This window comes from Actinomadura sp. NPDC000929 (assembly GCF_040492065.1).
Taxonomy (GTDB): domain Bacteria; phylum Actinomycetota; class Actinomycetes; order Streptosporangiales; family Streptosporangiaceae; genus Spirillospora; species Spirillospora verrucosospora.
Map to the genome: position 1 here is coordinate 107,424 of NZ_JBEUPA010000004.1, position 18,844 is coordinate 126,267.

An 18,844-nucleotide genomic window follows, 5' to 3' on the forward strand; every position below is an offset into this window, starting at 1 on the left:
CGAGTTCCTTGCGGTGCCTCCGGTCATCCCGTGAGCATCCTGCCTACGACGTGCTCATCAGCCGCCGACCTCTACGCCATAGCCGAACCAGTACCCGCACGGCCTCCATTCAGGGGCCGGGATGGAGGTATCCCCTTCCGAGATGGGAGGGAAGTACTCGATATCTACCCATGGTTGGAGCCACACCCCAGGCCGCCCCGAGGCGATGAGCGCGTCGGCGTCCACGACCACACGCCAGGCGAAACTCCCGTCCCAAGTGGGCGGTAGCCCGAAAGGCCCAGGACTGTCTGTCGCCGGCTGCACGCTGAACCAGCCGGCCGATTCCGGGTCCGGTGCTCCGATGTTGAAGCGTAGAGACGCATCCATGCCAGGACCGCGGAACTTGAACAAGATTTCGCGGCCGCCGTCGGAGAGGTCGAGGTAGGTATCCGGATACGAGGTCCCTCCCCATCCCGACGGGAGTGGCCGGGAGAAGCGACCCTGTTCGCTGACGGCCGGTGTGAGACCAGGTGATCGCACGCGTCCCCGTAGGTGGTGGCGCTCGTACCCGCCCTCGGCCGGCATGATGATCTGCACGCCGGCTTGGACGTAGGCGTCCGCGGCCACCGTGAACTGGTCGGTCTCGACCCGGAACCACGAAGCCGGGGTCCCCTCGTCCGGCAGGATGTCGAATGTCGCGGTGACGGGGTCCGTGCCCGCGTTGTGGATGACGAAGTTGATCGTGCCGCGCAGCATCCCCGACCCGTCGTCGGCGACGTTCACATCGATCGGCGGGGTCTGGGTCAGTCCGCCTGTGTCCACCCAGATCTCCAGCTCACCCATGGTCGTCCCCTTCCGGCGGCCATCCGCCCGGGATCGGGATGTGGTCGATCAACACCGTGCGTTCGGTCAGCTCCGGCGGCTGCGCGCCGAGGCCCTCCTCCGGGGCCGCGAGATCGCCGAGCGGAGTCAGGTCTTCGACCTCCCGCACGCGCAGCCGCAGCGGCCGGCCTCCGGGCGGCAGCGGCAGCTCGATCGGCGCGCCGGACGCGTCGCCGGTCCGCGTGAACGTCGGCAGCGGGCGCCACGCGGGCAGGCCGGGGTCGGTGGCGGGGTCGACCGCGATCAGCTCCGGCGCCGGGCCGCCGTCCGGGGCCTCGTCGATGCCGACCTCGACTCGGTTCGGCGGCCGCGGCCCGACGCCGTGCACCCGGACGAGCAGCCGTCCCCCGGCGCGCTCGACGACGATCTCCCGGTCGGGCAGGAGCGGCACCCGCTCCGTCGTGGCCACCGGCGACAGTTCCAGCGCCGGCAGGCTGTACGGCTGGTAGCGGGCCACGGCCAGCCGTACGAAGGGCCGGTACGCGCGCATGTCGGCGGGCGGGGTCAGCGCCACCTCGGCGCGCCACGCGTCGCCCTGGAAGGTGACCGGGCACGCGATCACCGATGCGGTCAGCTCACCGCCGGGCAGCCGCACGGAACGCGCCTCACCGCCGAACCACTCGGCTCCCAGGTACCGGCCGACGCGCGGCGATGCGTAGACGGGGTCTCCGGCCAGCTCGGTGACCAGATGCGCGGCATCGCCGGGGCTCTCGGACGCGACCACGCCCAGGCACTCGCCCGCACCGGTCGCGTACCAGGGGCGGGCCAGCTCGACCACCAACCGGTTGCCGGAGCGGCGGCGTACGATCCGGTCTGGCCCGGTCTCCTCCGACCAACGGAAACCGGGCAGCACCGCAAGCACCTCGAGTTTCGGCGGCCGGGCGGACGACGGCACCACCACGGTGCGCGGCTCGCCCAGGAGCTCGAACGCCCCCGGCGGGTCCTCCGGGGCGAAGTACGGCCGGTAGCGGCTCACCGCCTTGGCGGTGTAGGTGACGTCGCGATGCCGGGTGTCACCGAGCTGGTGCGCGAAGCGCAGTCGCGGCGCCTGGTCACGGTCGACGTCCCGGTCGTGCACGTGGCCTGCCGTCATCGGCTGTACGGAGTCGTCCGACCATTCCTCCCAGGCGGCGGCGACCTCCACCCTGCCCGTGCTGGCGGTGTGCAGCCCGTCCTCGGCGAATTCCGCCGTGACGATGGCCGCCGTGTCGCCCTCGCCGCGAGTCGCCTGCAAATCCCGCCATACCGGGGCGATCCTGGGCCGGCGTACGGCGTGCACGGCGTGCACGGTCACCGGCGGCGAGAGCAGCGGGTGCCGCCCCCGGAGCGCGTTCCCGCTGGTGACTCCGCCGGGGGCGGCGCGCGGCCCGAGCCACTCGTGGACGGCGAAGTGCGGGAGGAAGCCCGGCGTGACCGTGGAGGAGAGCTCGACGTCGGCGCTCTCCCCGGGAGCCAGGTCGATCCGGAGCCGATCGTCGTTCTCCCAGCTGAGCGCGACCCCGGTGCCCTCGGGCACGTGGTCCCCGACCACGACGGTCTTGGAGTCGGTGCCCGGCCAGGGGCGCCAGTCCGCCGCCGACCACGGCCCGCCGGCGTACGCGGCCACCCCGGCGGCCGCCGGGTCCGGCAGAGAGAGCGCGGGCTGGTCGCCGGGCGCGACCCGCAACGCCTGCGCGGCGAGCCGCCAACTCTCGGCATCGGTCATCGAGTCGAATACGCCGTGCTGCTCGATCAGCGCGAACACGGCCGCCGGGGGATGCAGCGTGCAGGCGTCCCGGGCGGCGTAGCGGGGTTCGGCGGCGGCGAACTCCTCGGCGGTCATGCCCTGGTCGCTGCGGATCACCAGGTGGTCGACGGCCGCGCCCGGCAGCGGTGCGGAGTCCACGTGCAGGCGGGGCGGCGCCACCGGCTCGGCCCGGCGGTAGGCGATCTCGTCGCTGGCGCAGTCGTCGGTGACGGCGTCCAGATCAGGGCCGCCGCCGGCGATGTCCGCCACGCGCACGCGTAGGCGGTAGCGCCGGCCGAAACGGAGCCGGGGGAGCGCCCCCTCCGGCACGTCGAAGCTCCAGTCCAGGTTGTACGGGGCGGCCATGCGCGGGGCGGCGGCCTGCCAGGTCCGGTCGGGACGGTGGGCGAGTTCGGGAGGCGGCACCGCGAGGCTCCAGCCGTCCCACCGCACCACGATCTCGTCCGCGCGTATCACGCCGTCCTCGCCGCGTACGGCGGCCAGGTGCTTGACGTGGCCCTCCTCCCGGCGGCCCCGCCCGGTCCCGATCTCGATACGGTCGCCCGCCGCGTCGAGCACCGAGTAGGCGGCCTCGCGTGCGCACAACGACCGCCACCGGGGGTCGTCGGCGTCGAACACGTCCACTCGATAGCCGAGCACCAGATCGGTGGCGTCCAGTTCGTCCTCCGCGTTGCCGTCGGTGGCGTGGACGCGGTTGTGGGCGCGCAGGGCGGCCCGGTCGAGTCGGTCTTCGAACTCGCGTTGCCGGTCAGGGCGGATCAGCATCAGCCCGGCCGACCGTAACGCGGGCAGTTGTGCGCCCGGCCCGCTCGGCGCGGAGGGCCCGGCCGGATCAGTGCCGGAGGCGAGCAGCCGTGCGGCCGCCCGCAGTCCGATCACCCCGCCGTCCACGTCGAAGGTCGCGATCGCCCAGGGCGGCGTGTCGCGCGTCTCGTCCACCAGGTCGATCCGCGGTGCGTCCGACAGGTCGACGACCCCCCGCCGTACGTCACCGGCCCGTTCCGGGCCGGCACCCGGCCAGAATCCCTCCGTGTCGAGCTCGTACCACGTCCACGGCGAGGTGAGCACGAGGTCGGTGCCGTACGCGCGCACCGACAGCCGATCGCCGTCGGCCAGCTCGCCGGCGTCGATCAGCAGCTCGAATACCAGCCCGAGGTCACGCAGCACCTCCGGATGCTCGCGGATCAGCCCGAACGTGCGCCGGAAGTCCATGGCCGAGTCCAGCAGCGGCGAGTCCCGCGGCGGTTCCGGCGGAGGGACGGCGGCCCACGGCCGCAGATACCGCGCCAGGTCGGGGGCGCCGTCGGGTTCGGCCAGCGCCTCGCTCACCTCGCGGTACGTCAGGCCGATCCGCTGGGCGTCGCCATACCGGGGCGTCACCAGGGCGCTGTCCGGCTCACGCAGGCTCGCGAACAGCCTGGCCGCGTCGCCCCGGAACACGGCGTCCCAGACGTCCTGGCGGGCCACGGAGTCGTACAGCACCGGGCGGAACCGTGTCGCCTGGACGCCTGAGGGATTCTTGACGTACAGCCGGAAGTCCAGGTCGTCGAGCAGCATCCTCGGCCACGTGTCCAGGCCTTCGGCCGTCAGGGAGTCGCCGTCGAGCCTCGGAACCACGACGACCCGCAGCACGGCGGGCCGGCCGATCTCGTGGCCGGGCACGTCGGCCGGGGTGAGCAGGCGGTTCGGGACCGCGATCAGCACCAGGTCACTCATCGCCCCGGCCTCGGTAGAAATGGACTCCGTCTTCGCAGGCGACGGTGAGCACCCTGCCGTCGGCGGTGAATCCCAGGTCGTGGGAAACGCCGGCCACCGGACCCCACCAGAAGGCGTCCGCGTCGTCGCGAACCCCGCGTCCGACCGCCTCGCCGTCAAGGTCGAACATGTACAGGTACGGCTGCTCGGTCGCCACGAGCAGGGCGCGTCCCTTCGGATAGAACACCGGCCGGGTGACCGGGTACGGCAGCCGCCACGCGGTGTGCGCGTCACCGGGGGAGGAGACCGAGGTCACCCGCACGTCGTTGCCCGCCGCGGTCGCGAGCAGCCGGCCATCCGGGCTCACCGCGACCTGGTCGATCCCCGTGTGGTGGGGGATCGTCTCGGTGAGGCCGGTACGGATGTCCACGAGCACCAGCGCGGCGTCGGCGTTGCCGCTGGTGATCACCAGCTTGGCGCTCCCTTCGCCGGGCACGGCGAACGCCAGAGAGGTGATCTTGCCGTCGACGTCGATCGGCTTCTCGAGGATCTGCTCGCCGTCGTGGCGCAGCAGGCGGCAGTGGTTCCGGCTCGCCACCGCGATCACCGCGTCGTCGGGTGATTCGGCCGGAAGCGCCGCGACCCGCTCGAGCGGTTCGTCGAACTGCACGCTCGTCGGGTCCTGCTCGTTGACGTCGTAGAACCGCAACCACGTGTCGCCGCGTACGTCGACGAGCCGCCGGTCGTCGACGAACGCCGCCTCGCGCGGGGCCCGGGTGGCGGCGGAGGGGCGCCGCGGCCAGGACTGCAACGGCGTGCCGAGCAGCGTACGGGCCACGAGTCTTGTGTCGGCCAGCCACACCGCGCAGTGGTCACCGCTCGGGCTCACGGCCAGGCCGAGCACCCGCGCGTCCGGCTCACTCTCGTAGAGGGGGACGGCGTCGCCGAGCCTGCGGAAGTACTCGAAGCCGCCGGGCCCATCGCCCGCACCGACCACGCCGATCCAGGTCCGTTCCCGCTCCGGCGCCTGGGAGTCCGGGATCGTGGCGAGCACCATCCGGTACGGGGTGCCGCGCCGCTCCCACTGCTGCCGGTGGGTCCACGCGGCCGCCGCGACGTCGTCGATGTCGTAGCAGGTGACCCGGTTGCCGCCGCACAGGGCGATCCGGGTGCCGGAGGGGTTGAACTCGATCCGGCCGGCCTCGCCGTCATGCCGCCAAAGGCAGGCGCCGGTGCCGGCCTCGAGCAGCGTCACCCCTGGGCCGGACGGGGTGGCGTTCACGGCCAGCAGCCCGCCGTCGGGGCTGAATCGGACGCAGCGTGGCCTGCCCGCAGCCGGGTCCAGCCGCAGCGTACGGAAATCCTTCGCCGGGGCCAGCCCGGGCAGCGTCCGGACCGTGAGCTCGGAGCCCGAGGCGTAGGCCACGAACTTCCCGGACGGACTGGTGGCGATGCCGTGGTAGCCGACCGAATCTCCGGCCGGGAGCCGGTACTCGACGTACCCGTCGCCCTCGAACTCCATGATCCAGCCGGAGGTGCCGGGCTCGCCACCCGCTTCGTCCACCCAGAAGGACTCGCCCACCGCGAGGAGGATCTCGCCGGTGGCCCACTTCAGCTGCCGGCACTCGCCGAGGAGGGGCCGCGTCTGCTTCGAAGGTCGCGGCTCGCCGGTAGCGCAGTCGACGATCGAGGGTGGCGAGCCGTACGCGAGCAACGAGGGCGAGCCGTCGGGTCCCAGGCACCACGGCTGGCTCAGCAGCAGCGACACGGACCTGGTCCACCCGGCAGGATCGCCCGGCTCCATCGCGTAGGCGAGGAACCCGTCATCGGTCCACGCCAGGAGGAACGGATCTCCGACGTCGCCGAACGCGAGGTCCCTCGCGCCTTGGTACTGCCGCTGCCAGAACCGTTCGCCGGTGTGCACGTTGAGCCCCACCAGCCGCTGGAACGGCTCGGTGTCGTGCGGAACCTGCATCCGTTCGGCGTACGCGCAGACCCCGTACGCGGCCTGGACCGTGATCGCGGTGAGGGTGCCGCGGGGCAGGCCGCTCGGATCCTCTCCCCACGCGGGCTGAGCCTGCCCGCCGGGCACCGACAGCTTCAGCGGGGGATCCGTGGTCCCGGTACGGGCGGCCAGCAGATGATCGCCGTCCGTCCAGAACAGCCGGTCCGGGGCGAACGGCAGGTCGAACTCGGCGACCGGGGGGACGCTGCTCACGGCTCCTCCTTCGAAGGCGCGGGCGCGAAGCGGCTGCGGTACCGCCGCCAGTTCTCCAGCCCCGGGTCGTGGTCGCCGTCGGCGGTGAGGGCCGCGAAGGCCGCGGGCCGGGTCAGTGCCGGCGCGCCCCCGCCGACCAGGCGCCATTCGCCACTGTCCAGCTCCACACGCTCCGACCAGAACAGGACCTCGATCTCGAGGATCACGGTGGCGCGGCCCACCAAGTCGTTCGTCGCCGACCGGTACGTCAGCTCCAGCCTCAACTCCACCGAGACCGAGACCAGCCCCAGCACGTCCAGGGCGCCGCCGATCCGCAGGTAGCCGCTGACCTCCAGCTCGCCGGAGTCCCAGACGAACCGCACCCCGCCGAGGATGTGGGCCTCGCCGCGCGCGACGTAGAACTCGACGGCCACCAGCGCCCCGAACTCCAGCGCCGCCTCCAGCCGCCGCAGCCCGTTCTGGTCCGCGGCGAGCTCCAGGTAGCCGCCACCGCCGAACGCCATCACGGTCAGCACGAACGGGTTCGTCCGGCCGGAGAAACCGAGCACGACCACGGGTGACGCGCCGGTGAAGGACACGTCGACGCCGGCCCGGAACAGCATGTTGCGCATCACGAAGACGCCGCATGTCACGGCGGGCAGCGGCAGCGTGTAATCGACCGCGACCCCGTCGGTGGACGGTGTGATCTTCGGCCCGGCGGCGCCGATCGCGACGTTGTCGCCCAGCTCCTGGAGCAGCTTCAGGCCGCCCAGCAGCTTCGCCCCGAGGCCCTCGACGGTGAGCCCGTTGGGAGGCGCGCCCTGGTCCGGCGGCTCGGGCCCGGTCCGCCGGACGTACGTCATCTTCGCGAACGACAGCTCGAGCAGCGGGTTGGACGTGGGCAGCCGCAGCCCGAAGTCATGCAGTGTGCAGGTCACGCTCGTGCCGGTGTCGGACGCGACCACGTTCAGTTCGAGACGGGTGGTGTCCTTGGCGACGAATCCCGGAAGGTTCTTCCGGAACGTGACGGCGCCCGGCTGCGACCAGCTCATCGTGACGACCGGACCGCGGCCCGGCCGCATCTCCGAGGTGATCATCGGAGGCACGTCGATCCGTTCGACGATCTCGCGCAGCGGGTAGCCGAGCAGGCCGGCCCCGGCGTCGAACAGGCCGGCCGGGGAGGACACCAGGGCGCCCGCGGCGGCCTTGACGGGGCCGTAGTCCCGGGAGATCGCGTTGACCCGGTACGCCAGCGCCGCCAGCCCGCCGGAACGCTCCGCCCGCCCCGCGAAGTCGATCGGTATCGCCTCGCCTGCGGCGAGCTCGAGCATCGCGAACGCCGACTCGCCCTGCTCGGCGAAGGCGTCGGTGTACCGGAACGGGTGGTAGGCGTCGGCCTGGTCCAGCAGCCGTCCCAGCGCCGGCAGCGTCATCTCCAGCTCCTCGAGGACGGCCCCCGGATCGGCGTGGTCGAACCGGCCGCCGAGCGTGAAGCCGCGGACCAGGTGGACGTCCGCCGGTGCGGCCTCGGGCGCCCGGACGAGGTCGAGCGGGGTTGGCGGGATCGTGACCGTGACCCGGCCGTAGAACCTCCCGAGTTCCTCGGCGAGCCGCGAGGCCGCCGCGGTGTCCAGCGACCGGTCCGCGACGAACACGAGCGGGACTTCGAGCCGGACGGGTCCGTTCGGCGCGTGGCACTCCACCGGGAAGAGGAGGGGCTGCCCGGCCGAGGCCATGGGCCGGAAGTACGTGTCCCTGCGCTGTCCGTCCCCGGAATCGAAGCTCTGCCAGTCGGGGTGCTCGAGCTCGGTGAAGACGGTTCGGGAGACCTCCACCTCGTCGAAGGGGAACCGGCGGCTGATGGCCGGGTCCCGAGACCGGCCGCGTACCGGCTCGACGACCGTGAGCTGGTACGCGTGGCGAAGCACCGCGACCTGCTCGGCCGCATCGAAGGCGCGCACCACCGACTTCTCGTAGACGGCCCGGTGCCCGAACGGGTAGAGGTAGCCGCGGGCGAGGAAGCGGACGGACATGTCCCGGCCGAGTACGGCGCTGTGGTCCCATTCCGTCTCCGGCCAGCGTCCGGAGGCCACGAGGGAGCCCCCGAGCGCGCTCAGCTCGAACAGGCGTGACCGCGCCGGCGCATTGCCCGTCAGCTCGGCAAGGGACTGCCGGGCGAACCGGTCGAGCGCCGGCACGAAGTCCGGAGGGTCGCCGATGCCTGCCGCCGTCCCGTCCACCACCACGAGCTCCACCCCCGAGCCGGGCTCGGAAGCGTGCAACCGGGTACGCCACAGCGGGTTGGTCTCATCCGGGACCGTGCCGACAGGGTGGCCGGCCCGCAGCGGGCGTCCGCCCTGGCCCTGGGGGCGGACCTTCAGCCGCCACGGCAGCTCAACCACGCTACCGGCGTCGACGGCGAGCTCGCCGGCGGCCCGGACCAGGCCTTCCACGGTGAGTTCGACCCTGTTCCCGGCCGGCACGACGAACCGCAGCGCGCTCGACCCGGACAGCCGCGCCCGCCGCCGCCCGGCGGCCCCGGCGGTCTCGGCGATCGTCTCCTCGGCCAGGTGCTGTGGCGGAAACCAGAGCGTGAGAACCCCGCCGCCCGGGCCGGCCACCAGCGCCGCCCCTCCGCCGGTGACGGTCATGCCGGACCACTCCACCCCCAGCAGCAGGTGGTCCGCCGGTCGCGCCACCAACGCCCTGATCATCGCCTCGTCCCCGTCACATCACCCTCATCTCCCAAGGTGACTCCGAGCGCGGCCGCCACCGCCGGGAAGCCACATGCACCCGCTCACAGAGCCGGGCCGATGCGAATCCGGCGGCCCTGCGGGCGGCTCCTCGGGATGCGACACCAGGATTCGTACGGCCAAGACACCGGTCGGCATCGACGTCGGCAAGCGCGCGCAGCATCTCGGTGGACAACTCCATGGGCCACCTCCTGAGGAGCTGGCCACTCAGCCACATGGACGGCGCATCGCGGGCGACATACTGCGCGTGGCGGGAAACCCAACTCGTACAGGCCAGACTCCGGAGTGGCGATCCTGGAGTCAAGACGCGCAAAGCGCGTAATGGCGTTCAGGCCACACATGGCCTCACGCCGGGCGCTCCACGGTCCGGGCGCACGATAAAGGCGTGCGAAGGAAGTCAGCCTTGCTGGTCGTGCTGTGTCATCCCTCGGATGTGTCGGGTTGCGGTGGCGCAGATGGTCTGCGCTCGGGTGGGCTGCGTCAGCTGGGCTGCCCTGTGAATCGACGCCATGGTGCGGCGGCCTGGGTAAACGGTGCGTCACAGACAGTGATCGATAGGTGGGTTGGGGGCATTTCGAGGGGTAGGCAGAGCGTGATCAGCCGCGCCCCGGATCGTGGGTGACGCGGTAAACCTGATCTCGCTCGGCTGGCCAGCGTCCACCGGGCGGCGCATTCGGCGGCGGCTCGTCGGTGCCGCCGTCGTCGGATCAGGGTGGCGGACCTGCTGACCGGCGCGCCGGCCAGGCAGGCGAAGGACATCGCCTGCTGCTGGGGGTGCGGGGCATATGCAGAGGAAGGTCCATGGAACTGACGGCCACGACGACCATTCGCAAACCCGTACCGGAGGTCTACGCGTTCTGGCGCGATCTGGAGAACCTGCCGACGTTCATGGCACATCTCGCGGAGGTGCGCGGCACCGGTGACCGCAGGAGCCATTGGGTCGCCAGCGCCCCGTTCGGCGACGACGTCGAGTGGGACGCGGAGATCACCGACGAGGCTCCCGGCGAAAAGATCGGGTGGCGGTCGACGGGCGACGCCGACGTGCCGAACTCCGGCACGGTCCGGTTCATGCCGGCCCCGGACGGTGCGAGCACCGAGGTGCATGTCGGCTTGGTGTACGACATTCCGGGCGGCACGGTCGGCAAGACGGTCGCCAAGTACTTCGGCGAGGAACCGCACCAGCAGCTCGACGACGACCTGCGCCGGCTCAAGCAGGTGCTGGAGACCGGCGAGGTGGTCCGGTCCGACGGCGCCCCGTGGGGCAAGCGGGCCCGCAAGGAGTTCCCGCAGCGTCCAGCGCAACCGCTCTCGGAATCCGAGCTCGCGAAGGGAGCGGACGAGTGAGAGCGAACACCTGGGCGGGCCGCAACAAGGTCGAGGTCCGCGACGTGCCGGACCCGACGATCCTGAACAGGCGCGATGCCATCGTGCGGATCACCTCTACCGCGATCTGCGGCTCTGACCTGCACCTGGTCGACGGGTATGTGCCGACGATGCAGGACGGCGACGTCATGGGCCACGAGTTCATGGGCGAGGTGGTCGAGGTCGGCGCGGGCGTCGATCCGGACCGGCTGCGCGTCGGAGACCGGATCGTGGTGCCGTTCCCGATCGCCTGCGGCGCGTGCGCCGCCTGCGCCGCCGAGCTGTACTCCTGCTGCGAGAACTCCAACCCCAACGCCGGGGTCGCGGAGAAGATGTTCGGTCACCCGGTCGCCGGAATCTTCGGCTATTCGCATCTGACCGGCGGCTTCGCGGGCGGACAGGCGCAGTACGCGCGGGTGCCGTTCGCCGATGTCGGTCCGCTGAAGATCGAGTCCGACCTGACCGACGAGCAGGTGCTGTTCCTCTCCGACATCCTGCCCACCGGCTACATGGGCGCCGAGATGTGCGACATCCAGCCCAGTGACGTGGTGGCGGTGTGGGGTGCCGGCCCGGTCGGCCAGTTCGCCATGGACAGCGCCCGGGCGCTCGGAGCCGCCAAGGTCATCGCCATCGACAAGGAGCCCTACCGGCTGCGGATGGCCGAACGGGCGGGCCACACGCCGGTGAACTTCGAGGAGGTCGACGTACGGTCCCGGCTGCTCGAACTGACCGGTGGCCGGGGACCGGACAAGTGCATCGACGCGGTCGGCCTGGAGGCCTCCCACGGCAGCGCGCACATCGCCGCCTACGACCGGGTCAAGCAGGCCGTACGGTCGGAGACCGAGCGCCCGCACGCGCTGCGCCAAGCGATCCTGTCGTGCCGCAGCGGCGGCGTGGTCTCGGTGATCGGCGTCTACGGGGGCCTGCTGGACAAGTTTCCCGCCGGCGCGTGGATGAACCGGTCGCTGACCCTGCGTACGGGTCAGTGCCACGTACAGCGCTACATGAAGCCGCTGCTGCGGCGCATCGAGCGCGGAGAGTTCGATCCGACCCGGATCATCACCCACACGCTGCCGCTCGACGAGGCGGAACGCGGCTTCGAGCTCTTCAAGAACAAGCAGGACGACTGCGAGAAGGTCGTCCTCAAACCCTGACGGCCCTCCCCGGCCGGCCGCCGCGACGAGCGCGGTGGCCGGCTGCGGGTCTGTCCGGCGGCGCCGGTTTGCGGTGCCGCCCGGCATTGCGGACGGGTGCTGCTGTGAAGGCGGGAGCTACCCGTCCTTCTCGTCCCGCCAGCCGCCGGGGTCGGGATGGTAGCCGTAGGCGGCGGCCCGGACCGTGTCCTCGTCCTCCAGCCCGGAGCCGATCGCGCCGCCGACGGTGGCCATCGAGCTGATGATCCAGGCCAGCATCAGGTAGTCGGTGGAATCGACCGGCCGCTGCAGGGTCTGCTCCAGCACCGGTGCGTCGATCAGCAGCGCCGCGGCGAGAATCGTTCCGGCGAACAACACCAGATAGGACACCGCGGTGGCCAGGGTGAGGGTGAGGATCGTGCCCACGTTGAACAGCCGGGCCAGCTCGGCCGGTGTCTCCCGGTCCGGTTTCTCCCACAGGTCGTGCGCGATGATCAGCCAGGCCACCAGTGCGGTCAGCCCGAGGATCATGATCGCGGTGAGGCGGAGTGGGCCGAGCGCATCGCCCATCTCCCAGATGGTGCTGGTGGTGAGCGCGAACGCGGCCGTGCCGAAGACACCGACCAGTAGCTTGGACAGGCCCAGCAGGGCGCGCCCCGGGCGGTTCGCCCGGACCATCCCGGTCACCAGCCGCACCCGGCCGATCAACTGTGAGGCGACGTAACCCAGTTCCCCGGCATCGGTCTCGCCGACCACCCGGTGAATGGCGCCGACCTGGCTGGCCAGCTCGCCCGGTGCCTGGCCGGCCGGCGGTACCCGGTCCTGGCGAGCGTCAGTGAGCAGCCGGCCCACGAGCTCCGGAACGGCGGCGCGGACCGCTCGCAGATGGCGCAGCCCCAGCGCGGGCAAGGACACCAGCGCGACTCCGCGCCGGGCGGACGTCCGCGCGACCAGCGGCACCCCGTCGGTGTGCAGCGGCAGGTCGGTCAGGCAGATCGCGACGTCCCACCGGGCGTCGGCGCGCCGGCGGGCGAGATCGTCCAGTAGCGCCTCAACGCCGCCGTCGCGGCGGGGGGCCACCTCACCCCAGCCTTCCCGGACGGTCCACCGCACGTCCGCGTCCACCCGTTCGCCGAGCAGGCCGGCCAGCTCAGCGGTGAGTCGCGCCACCACCTTGGCCGGATAGTCCGGCGGGGTCGCCACGAGCCCGACGACGATCTCCGGCCGTTGCTGATCACTGGCGGCCATGGACGCTCCCCACCGGTAGCCGTATGAAATTCCACGTCTGGCTACCCGCGGTCGCGCGACACATGTGCCGGGGACCGGATCCGCTCTGAGGGGAAGCAATCTGCTGATCGGCTATCCAGAGCCGGAGGCAAACGCTGGGACGGACGCACGTTCGTGGTCGACGAACGTGCGTCCGACGTGCAGTGGCGGTGGCCTACGGGGCTTTGGCGAACTCCTGCACGATGCGCTCGCAGAAGTCCGGCAAGTCGTCGGGCGACCGGCTCGTGGTGATGTTGCCGTCGGTGACGACCGGCTCGTCGACCACCTCGGCCCCGGCGTTGCGCAGGTCGGTGCGCACGCTCGGCCACGAGGTCAGCCGACGATCCCGCGCGACGTCGGCCTCGACGAAGTTCCACGGGCCGTGGCAGATCGAAGCGACCGGCTTGCCCGACTGGACGAAGTCCCGGACGAACCGCACCGCGGCGGGTTCCATCCGCAGTTTGTCCGGGTTCACCGTTCCGCCCGGCAGGAGCAGCGCCTCGTAGTCGTCGACCGACACATCGCCGACCAGCTGGTCTACCGGGAAGGTTCCGGCGTTTTCGAGGTCGTGGTCGCGCGCCTGGATCTCGCCGCTGGTGATGGAGACCACGACGGTGCGGGCGCCGGCGTCGTCCAGCGCTTGCCGCGGCCGCTCCAGCTCGACTCGCTCCACCCCGTCGGCCGCGAGGATGGCGATCCGGCGCCCGTTCAGCTCTCCAGTCATGTCAGGCACCCGCCCCCGCCATCTCCGGGTGCAGGACGACCTTCGTCCAGCCGTCGTCTCGCTTGTCGAAGTGCTCGTAGGCCTCCGGCGCGCGGTCGAGGGGCAGCTCGTGGCTGACGATGAAGGACGGTTCGGCCTTGCCCGCGGCGATCAGGTCGCGCAGTTGCCGGTTGTACCTCTTGACCGGGGCCTGGCCGGTGCCGATGTGCTGGCCCTTGAACCAGAACATGCCGTAGTCGAAGGCGAGTTTGCCCTGTCTGGCCAGCTCGTCGGCGGCCCCGGGGTCCTGGGGCACGAAGACGCCGACATTGCCGATGTTCCCGGTGAAGCGCACCGAGGCGACCAGCCGGTTCATCGTCAGGTTGGCCTGCTCCTGCCCGTCGGGCTCGTGCGCCTGGTAGCCGACGCACTCGCAGCCGTTGTCCGCGCCCAGGCCCATCGTCTCGTCCAGAACGGCCTGCACCGGGTCGACCTTCGAGTCGTCGATGGCGATCGCGCCGATCGACTCGGCCAGTCGCAGCCGGTCGGGATGCCGGTCGACGACCATCACCTTGCTCGCCCCTCGGATGGTCGCCGAGAGGGCGGCCATCAGCCCGACCGGACCCGCGCCGTAGACGACCGTCTGGTCGCCGGGCCGCACGCCGGCCATCTCGGTGGCGTGGTAGCCGGTGGGGAAGATGTCGGCGAGCATCACGTAGTCGGTCTGGCGCTGCTCGGCGTCCTCGCCCAGCCGCAGGCAGTTGAAGTCACCCCAGGGCACGCGCAACAGCTCGGCCTGTCCGCCGCTGTAGGGGCCCATGTCGGCGAAGCCGTACGCGGCGCCGGCCATTTTCGGCTCAGGCTGAGCGGTCAGGCAGTAGTTCGTGAGCTGACGCTCGCAGTTCTTGCAATGTCCGCACGCGATGTTGAAAGGCAGGACGACCCAGTCGTCCACCCGGACCTTGTCGACCCCGTCACCTACCTCCACCACCCGGCCCAGGTTCTCGTGTCCGAACGAGCGGCCGGTTTCGAAGTCCGTCCGGCCCTCGTACATGTGCAGGTCCGAGCCGCAGATGTTCGCCGACGTGATCCGCACCAGTACGTCGGTGGGCCGCTCGATCCGCGCGTCCGGCACGTTCTTGACGCTGACCTGCCGCGGTCCCTCGTACACCACTGCCTTCATGATTACCCCCTTGTCGCAGTTACCTCACTCACCCGGTCCGTCACACCGGATTCTCGTAGCGGACGTTCAGTTCGCCGTTCGCGACGGTGATGTGGATGGTCGCGCCGTCCCGGACATCCCCCGCGATGAGCGCGCGGCCGAGCCGGGTCTCGACCTCGCGGGCGATGAAGCGGCGGAGCGGGCGGGCGCCGTACACCGGGTCGAAGCCCTGCTCGGCGATCAGCCGCCGGGCGTCCTCGTCGATCGCCAGGCGCATCTGCCGGTCGGCCAGCCGGGCGCGGAGGTCGTTGAACATCAGGTCGACGACCTGCTCGATCTGCGGCAGCGTGAGCGGCTTGAACAGGACGATGTCGTCGACCCGGTTGAGGAACTCCGGACGGAAGTGGCGGCGCAACTCGCCCATCACCCGGTCGCGGGCGCCCGGCTCGATGTCACCCTCTGAGGTGACGCCCTGCAGCAGATGCTCCGACCCGATGTTGGACGTCATGATGATGACGGTGTTGCGGAAGTCGACGGTGCGGCCCTGCGCGTCGGTGAGGCGGCCGTCGTCGAGCACCTGGAGCAGCGTGTTGAAGACGTCGCCGTGCGCCTTCTCGATCTCGTCGAACAGCACGACGGAGTAGGGCTTGCGCCGGACGGCCTCGGTGAGCTGGCCGCCCTCCTCGAATCCCACGTAGCCGGGAGGTGCGCCGACCAGCCGGCTGACGGTGTGGCGCTCCTGGTATTCGCTCATGTCGATGCGGACCATGTTCTCCTCGGTGTCGAACAGGGCCGCGGCGAGGGTGCGGGCCAGTTCGGTCTTGCCGACGCCGGTGGGGCCGAGGAAGACGAACGAGCCGATGGGGCGGCGCGGGTCCTTGATGCCGGAGCGGGCGCGGATGATGGCGTCGGACACCAGCTGGACGGCCTCTTCCTGTCCGACCACGCGCTCGTGCAGAACCTTGTCGAGCTTGAGCAGCTTGTCCCGCTCGCCCTCCTGCAGGCGGCTCACCGGGATGCCCGTCCAGCGCGACACGATCGCCGCGATCTCCTCCTCGGTCACGACCTCGCGCAGCAGCCGTCCGCCGCCCTGCTTGCCGGCCAATCGCTCTTCCTCAGCGCGCAGCCGCCGCTCCAGGTCGGGCAGCTTGCCGTGCCGCAGCTCGGCTGCACGGTTCAGGTCGTAGTCGCGCTCGGCGCGAGCGGCCTCCTGCCGAAGCTGTTCGATCTCCTGGCGCAGCGCCTGCACCTTGCGGAGCGCCTGGCGCTCGGCCTCCCACTGGGCACGCATGGAGTCGGCCTCGGCGCGCAGCCCGGTCAGTTCCTTCCGTAGTTTCTCCAGGCGGTCCTTGCTCGCCGCGTCCTCCTCCTTGGACAGTGCGGCCTCTTCGATCTCCAGCCGCATGACGCGGCGGGTGAGTTCGTCCAGCGGCGCCGGCAGGGAGTCGATCTCGGTGCGCAGCATGGCGCATGCCTCGTCGACCAGGTCGATGGCCTTGTCCGGCAGGAACCGGTCGGAGATGTAGCGGTGGCTGAGCGTCACGGCGGCGACGAGGGCGGCGTCCTGGATCTTCACACCGTGGAAGACCTCAAGGCGTTCGCGCAGGCCGCGCAGGATGGAGACGGTGTCCTCCACGGTGGGCTCGTCGACCAGCACGGGCTGGAAGCGCCGCTCCAGGGCCGCGTCCTTCTCGATGTGCTTGCGGTACTCCTCCACGGTCGTGGCGCCGATCATGTGAAGTTCGCCGCGGGCGAGCATGGGCTTGAGCATGTTGCCGGCGTCCATGGCCCCTTCGGTGGCGCCCGCGCCGACGACGTTGTGCAGCTCGTCGACGAACAGCAGGATCTGGCCCTCGGCGGCCTTGACCTCGTTGAGCACGGCGGTGAGGCGTTCCTCGAACTCGCCCCGGTACTTGGCGCCGGCGACGAGCGAGCCCATGTCCAGATTGAAGATCGTCTTGTCGCGGAGGCCCTCGGGGACGTCGCCGTTGGTGATGCGCAGGGCGAGCCCTTCGACGATGGCGGTCTTGCCGACGCCGGGGTCGCCGATCAGCACGGGGTTGTTCTTGGACTTGCGGGACAGGATCTGGACGACACGGCGGATCTCGGTGTCCCGGCCGATGACGGGGTCGAGTTTGCCTGCCGCGGCATCCGCCACCAGGTCACGGCCGTACTTCTCCAGCGCCTCGTAGGCGACCTCGGGCATCGCGGACGTCACCCTCTGGTTCCCGCGGATCCGGGTGAGGGCCTCCAGGAAGGAGTCCCTGGTGATGCCCTGACGGCCCAGCAGCCGTCCCGCCGCCGTCGCCGAGCCCTCCTCCAGCAGTGCCATGACCAGGTGTTCCACGGAGACGTAGTCGTCCTTCAGCCGTTCGGCCTCCTGCTGGGCGGTGTCGAGGAGGCGGGAGAGCCTCTGGGTCACCAGGACCTTGCCGGGCTCGGTGCCGGGACCGCTCACGCTGGGGCGGTGTCCCAGCTCAGCCTCCAGCGCCTCGCGCAACCGCGCCGGATCGGCCTTCGCCTCGGTGAGCAGCCGCGGGACCAGTCCGTCGGGCTGGTCGAGCAGGGCGAGTAGGAGGTGCTCGCCGTCCACCTCGACATGGCCGAAGCGCAAGGCCTTGGTCTGGGCGTCGTGCAAGGCCTCCTGGGATTTCTGGGTCAGGCGGTTGGGGTCCACGGTCGGCCTCCGGTGTGGTGGTGGATGCGCAGTTCCCGCTCGAGCTCGGCGACGCGGTCGAGCAGTTCGACCACGAGTCCCAGCGCGGCGTAGTTGAGGCAGAGCCCCGTCCGCAGGCGTTCGAGGCGTGCGTATGCGGCGACTTGCCCGGGCGGGAACCAGAGCCGGCCGGAGCGGTCGCGTTCGGGATCGAGCAGCCCGAGACGCACCAGCCGGCGTGCCAGCTCGGGATGGATTCCAGCGGCCTCGGCGAAGGCGTCGAGGTCCATCCGCCGGGAACGGGTCGGGACGATGGCGTAGACCGTGCCGGGCAGCAGCTGGACCATCACGATCTCCTCGGGTCGAACGGTGACGCCGAGGCGAGCTCTTCGAGCAGCCGGCGTTCCGTCTCGGATGGCTCGGGCGGCACCACGATCCGGACTTCGGCGAACAGGTCGCCCGGGGTGCCGCGGGGGTTGGGCAGCCCGCGGCCGCGCAGCCGGAGCCGCCGTCCACTGGACGTGCCGGGGGGCACCTTCACCTTGGCCTCGCCGCCGGGCGTCTGCAGTGCCACGGTCGTGCCGAGGGCGGCCTCCCACGGAGCGAGCGGCAGGTCGGTGTATATGTCGCGACCTTCGACGCGGTAGCGGGGATGGGGGGCGATCCGCACCACCAGGAAAAGGTCGCCGGCGGTGTCGCCGCTCCCGCCCTGCCCGGCCAGCCGGATGCGCTGGCCGTCGGTCACACCGGCGGGAACGGTGACGTCGAGGGTCTGCCGGCCTCCTGGACGTTCGAGGGTGATGGTGCGTCTGGTCCCTCGGTATGCCTCCTCGACGCTGACCTCGATCTCGGCCTCCTGGTCTGCGCCCTGCGACGGGGACCAGGCCGACCAGCCGCCGCCGCCACGCCCGCGGCCACCGAAGATCCCACCGAACAGATCCTCCAGGTCGATGTCCTCGCCGAACCCGCCGGTGCGGCCGCCGCCCGTGGTGGCGTAGGGCCCGGCGCGTCCGGCGCGTCCGGCGCCGGCGGCGGCGCCCGCACGAGAGCGTGCCCACATGTCCGGGTCGACGTCTTCGGGAACCCTCCGGAAGTCGGGCCCGAAGGCGTCATAGCGGCGGCGCTGCTCGGGGTCGGACAGGATGGCGTAGGCCTCGGAGACGTCCTTGAACCTCTCCTCGGCTCCGGGGTCCTTGTTGATGTCGGGGTGGTGGGCCCGGGCGAGCTTGCGGTAGACCCGCTGGATCTCGTCCTGGTCGGCGTCCCGGGAGATCCCGAGCACCTCGTACGGATCTTGGACGGCCATCAG

General features: G+C 71.3%; 12 protein-coding genes. 2 read left to right on the top strand and 10 right to left on the bottom strand.

All coding sequences use genetic code 11. The features are described 5' to 3' along the window. Window positions 1-57: 57 nt before the first annotated feature. The 4 genes from ABWI04_RS02755 to ABWI04_RS02770 are packed head-to-tail and all read right to left on the bottom strand — an operon-like array spanning window position 58 to window position 9,214. Window positions 58-822 (bottom strand): hypothetical protein, encoded by a 765-nt coding sequence (locus ABWI04_RS02755; protein WP_353831282.1) that lies wholly within the window; start codon window positions 820-822, stop codon window positions 58-60. Next, a complete protein-coding gene (locus ABWI04_RS02760; RefSeq protein ID WP_353831283.1) occupies window positions 815-4,324 on the bottom strand; it encodes a hypothetical protein in 3,510 nt (1,169 codons plus the stop codon). Before ABWI04_RS02760 ends, ABWI04_RS02755 begins: the two co-directional genes overlap by 8 nt. Then, window positions 4,317-6,521 (bottom strand): WD40 repeat domain-containing protein, encoded by a 2,205-nt coding sequence (locus ABWI04_RS02765; RefSeq protein ID WP_353831284.1) that lies wholly within the window; start codon window positions 6,519-6,521, stop codon window positions 4,317-4,319. The genes ABWI04_RS02760 and ABWI04_RS02765 overlap by 8 nt, the downstream gene beginning before the upstream one ends. Further along, window positions 6,518-9,214, bottom strand: a complete 2,697-nt coding sequence (locus ABWI04_RS02770) for an amino acid adenylation domain-containing protein (protein WP_353831285.1) — start codon at window positions 9,212-9,214, stop codon at window positions 6,518-6,520. Before ABWI04_RS02770 ends, ABWI04_RS02765 begins: the two co-directional genes overlap by 4 nt. Before the next feature lie 840 nt (window positions 9,215-10,054). On the opposite strand from ABWI04_RS02770, the gene ABWI04_RS02775 reads away from it, so the two are divergent. Together ABWI04_RS02775 and ABWI04_RS02780 are read left to right on the top strand one after the other, a co-directional pair. Next, window positions 10,055-10,597, top strand: a complete 543-nt coding sequence (locus tag ABWI04_RS02775; RefSeq protein ID WP_353831286.1) for an SRPBCC family protein — start codon at window positions 10,055-10,057, stop codon at window positions 10,595-10,597. Next, window positions 10,594-11,769: a zinc-dependent alcohol dehydrogenase gene (locus ABWI04_RS02780; protein ID WP_353831287.1), complete on the top strand. Its 1,176-nt coding sequence runs from the start codon at window positions 10,594-10,596 to the stop codon at window positions 11,767-11,769. Before ABWI04_RS02775 ends, ABWI04_RS02780 begins: the two co-directional genes overlap by 4 nt. Before the next feature lie 117 nt (window positions 11,770-11,886). On the opposite strand, the gene ABWI04_RS02785 is transcribed toward ABWI04_RS02780, so the two are convergent. The 6 genes from ABWI04_RS02785 to ABWI04_RS02810 form a co-directional block, all read right to left on the bottom strand. Continuing rightward, a complete protein-coding gene (locus tag ABWI04_RS02785; RefSeq protein WP_353831288.1) occupies window positions 11,887-12,996 on the bottom strand; it encodes a hypothetical protein in 1,110 nt (369 codons plus the stop codon). Between the two features lie 193 nt (window positions 12,997-13,189). Beyond that, a complete protein-coding gene (locus tag ABWI04_RS02790; protein WP_353831289.1) occupies window positions 13,190-13,738 on the bottom strand; it encodes a type 1 glutamine amidotransferase domain-containing protein in 549 nt (182 codons plus the stop codon). 1 nt (window position 13,739) lies between these two features. Beyond that, window positions 13,740-14,900, bottom strand: coding sequence for a glutathione-independent formaldehyde dehydrogenase (locus ABWI04_RS02795; protein WP_353831290.1), 1,161 nt, complete (start codon window positions 14,898-14,900; stop codon window positions 13,740-13,742). Between the two features lie 40 nt (window positions 14,901-14,940). Next, the gene (gene clpB, locus ABWI04_RS02800; protein ID WP_353831291.1) at window positions 14,941-17,556 is read right to left on the bottom strand and encodes an ATP-dependent chaperone ClpB; all 2,616 of its coding nucleotides are present in this window, start codon (window positions 17,554-17,556) and stop codon (window positions 14,941-14,943) included. Next, the gene (locus ABWI04_RS02805) at window positions 17,538-17,882 is read right to left on the bottom strand and encodes a chaperone modulator CbpM (protein ID WP_345172316.1); all 345 of its coding nucleotides are present in this window, start codon (window positions 17,880-17,882) and stop codon (window positions 17,538-17,540) included. The genes clpB and ABWI04_RS02805 overlap by 19 nt, the downstream gene beginning before the upstream one ends. Beyond that, a complete protein-coding gene (locus ABWI04_RS02810; RefSeq protein ID WP_345172318.1) occupies window positions 17,882-18,841 on the bottom strand; it encodes a DnaJ C-terminal domain-containing protein in 960 nt (319 codons plus the stop codon). The genes ABWI04_RS02805 and ABWI04_RS02810 overlap by 1 nt, the downstream gene beginning before the upstream one ends. Between the last annotated feature and the right edge of the window lie 3 nt (window positions 18,842-18,844).

Coding starts and splice junctions, on each gene's coding strand:
- ABWI04_RS02755 (WP_353831282.1), bottom strand. CDS start 822: ATGGGTGAGCTGGAGATCTGGGTGGACACAGGCGGACTGACCCAGACC.
- ABWI04_RS02760 (WP_353831283.1), bottom strand. CDS start 4,324: ATGAGTGACCTGGTGCTGATCGCGGTCCCGAACCGCCTGCTCACCCCG.
- ABWI04_RS02770 (WP_353831285.1), bottom strand. CDS start 9,214: ATGATCAGGGCGTTGGTGGCGCGACCGGCGGACCACCTGCTGCTGGGG.
- ABWI04_RS02775 (WP_353831286.1), top strand. CDS start 10,055: ATGGAACTGACGGCCACGACGACCATTCGCAAACCCGTACCGGAGGTC.
- ABWI04_RS02785 (WP_353831288.1), bottom strand. CDS start 12,996: ATGGCCGCCAGTGATCAGCAACGGCCGGAGATCGTCGTCGGGCTCGTG.
- ABWI04_RS02790 (WP_353831289.1), bottom strand. CDS start 13,738: ATGACTGGAGAGCTGAACGGGCGCCGGATCGCCATCCTCGCGGCCGAC.
- ABWI04_RS02795 (WP_353831290.1), bottom strand. CDS start 14,900: ATGAAGGCAGTGGTGTACGAGGGACCGCGGCAGGTCAGCGTCAAGAAC.
- ABWI04_RS02805 (WP_345172316.1), bottom strand. CDS start 17,882: ATGGTCCAGCTGCTGCCCGGCACGGTCTACGCCATCGTCCCGACCCGT.
- ABWI04_RS02810 (WP_345172318.1), bottom strand. CDS start 18,841: ATGGCCGTCCAAGATCCGTACGAGGTGCTCGGGATCTCCCGGGACGCC.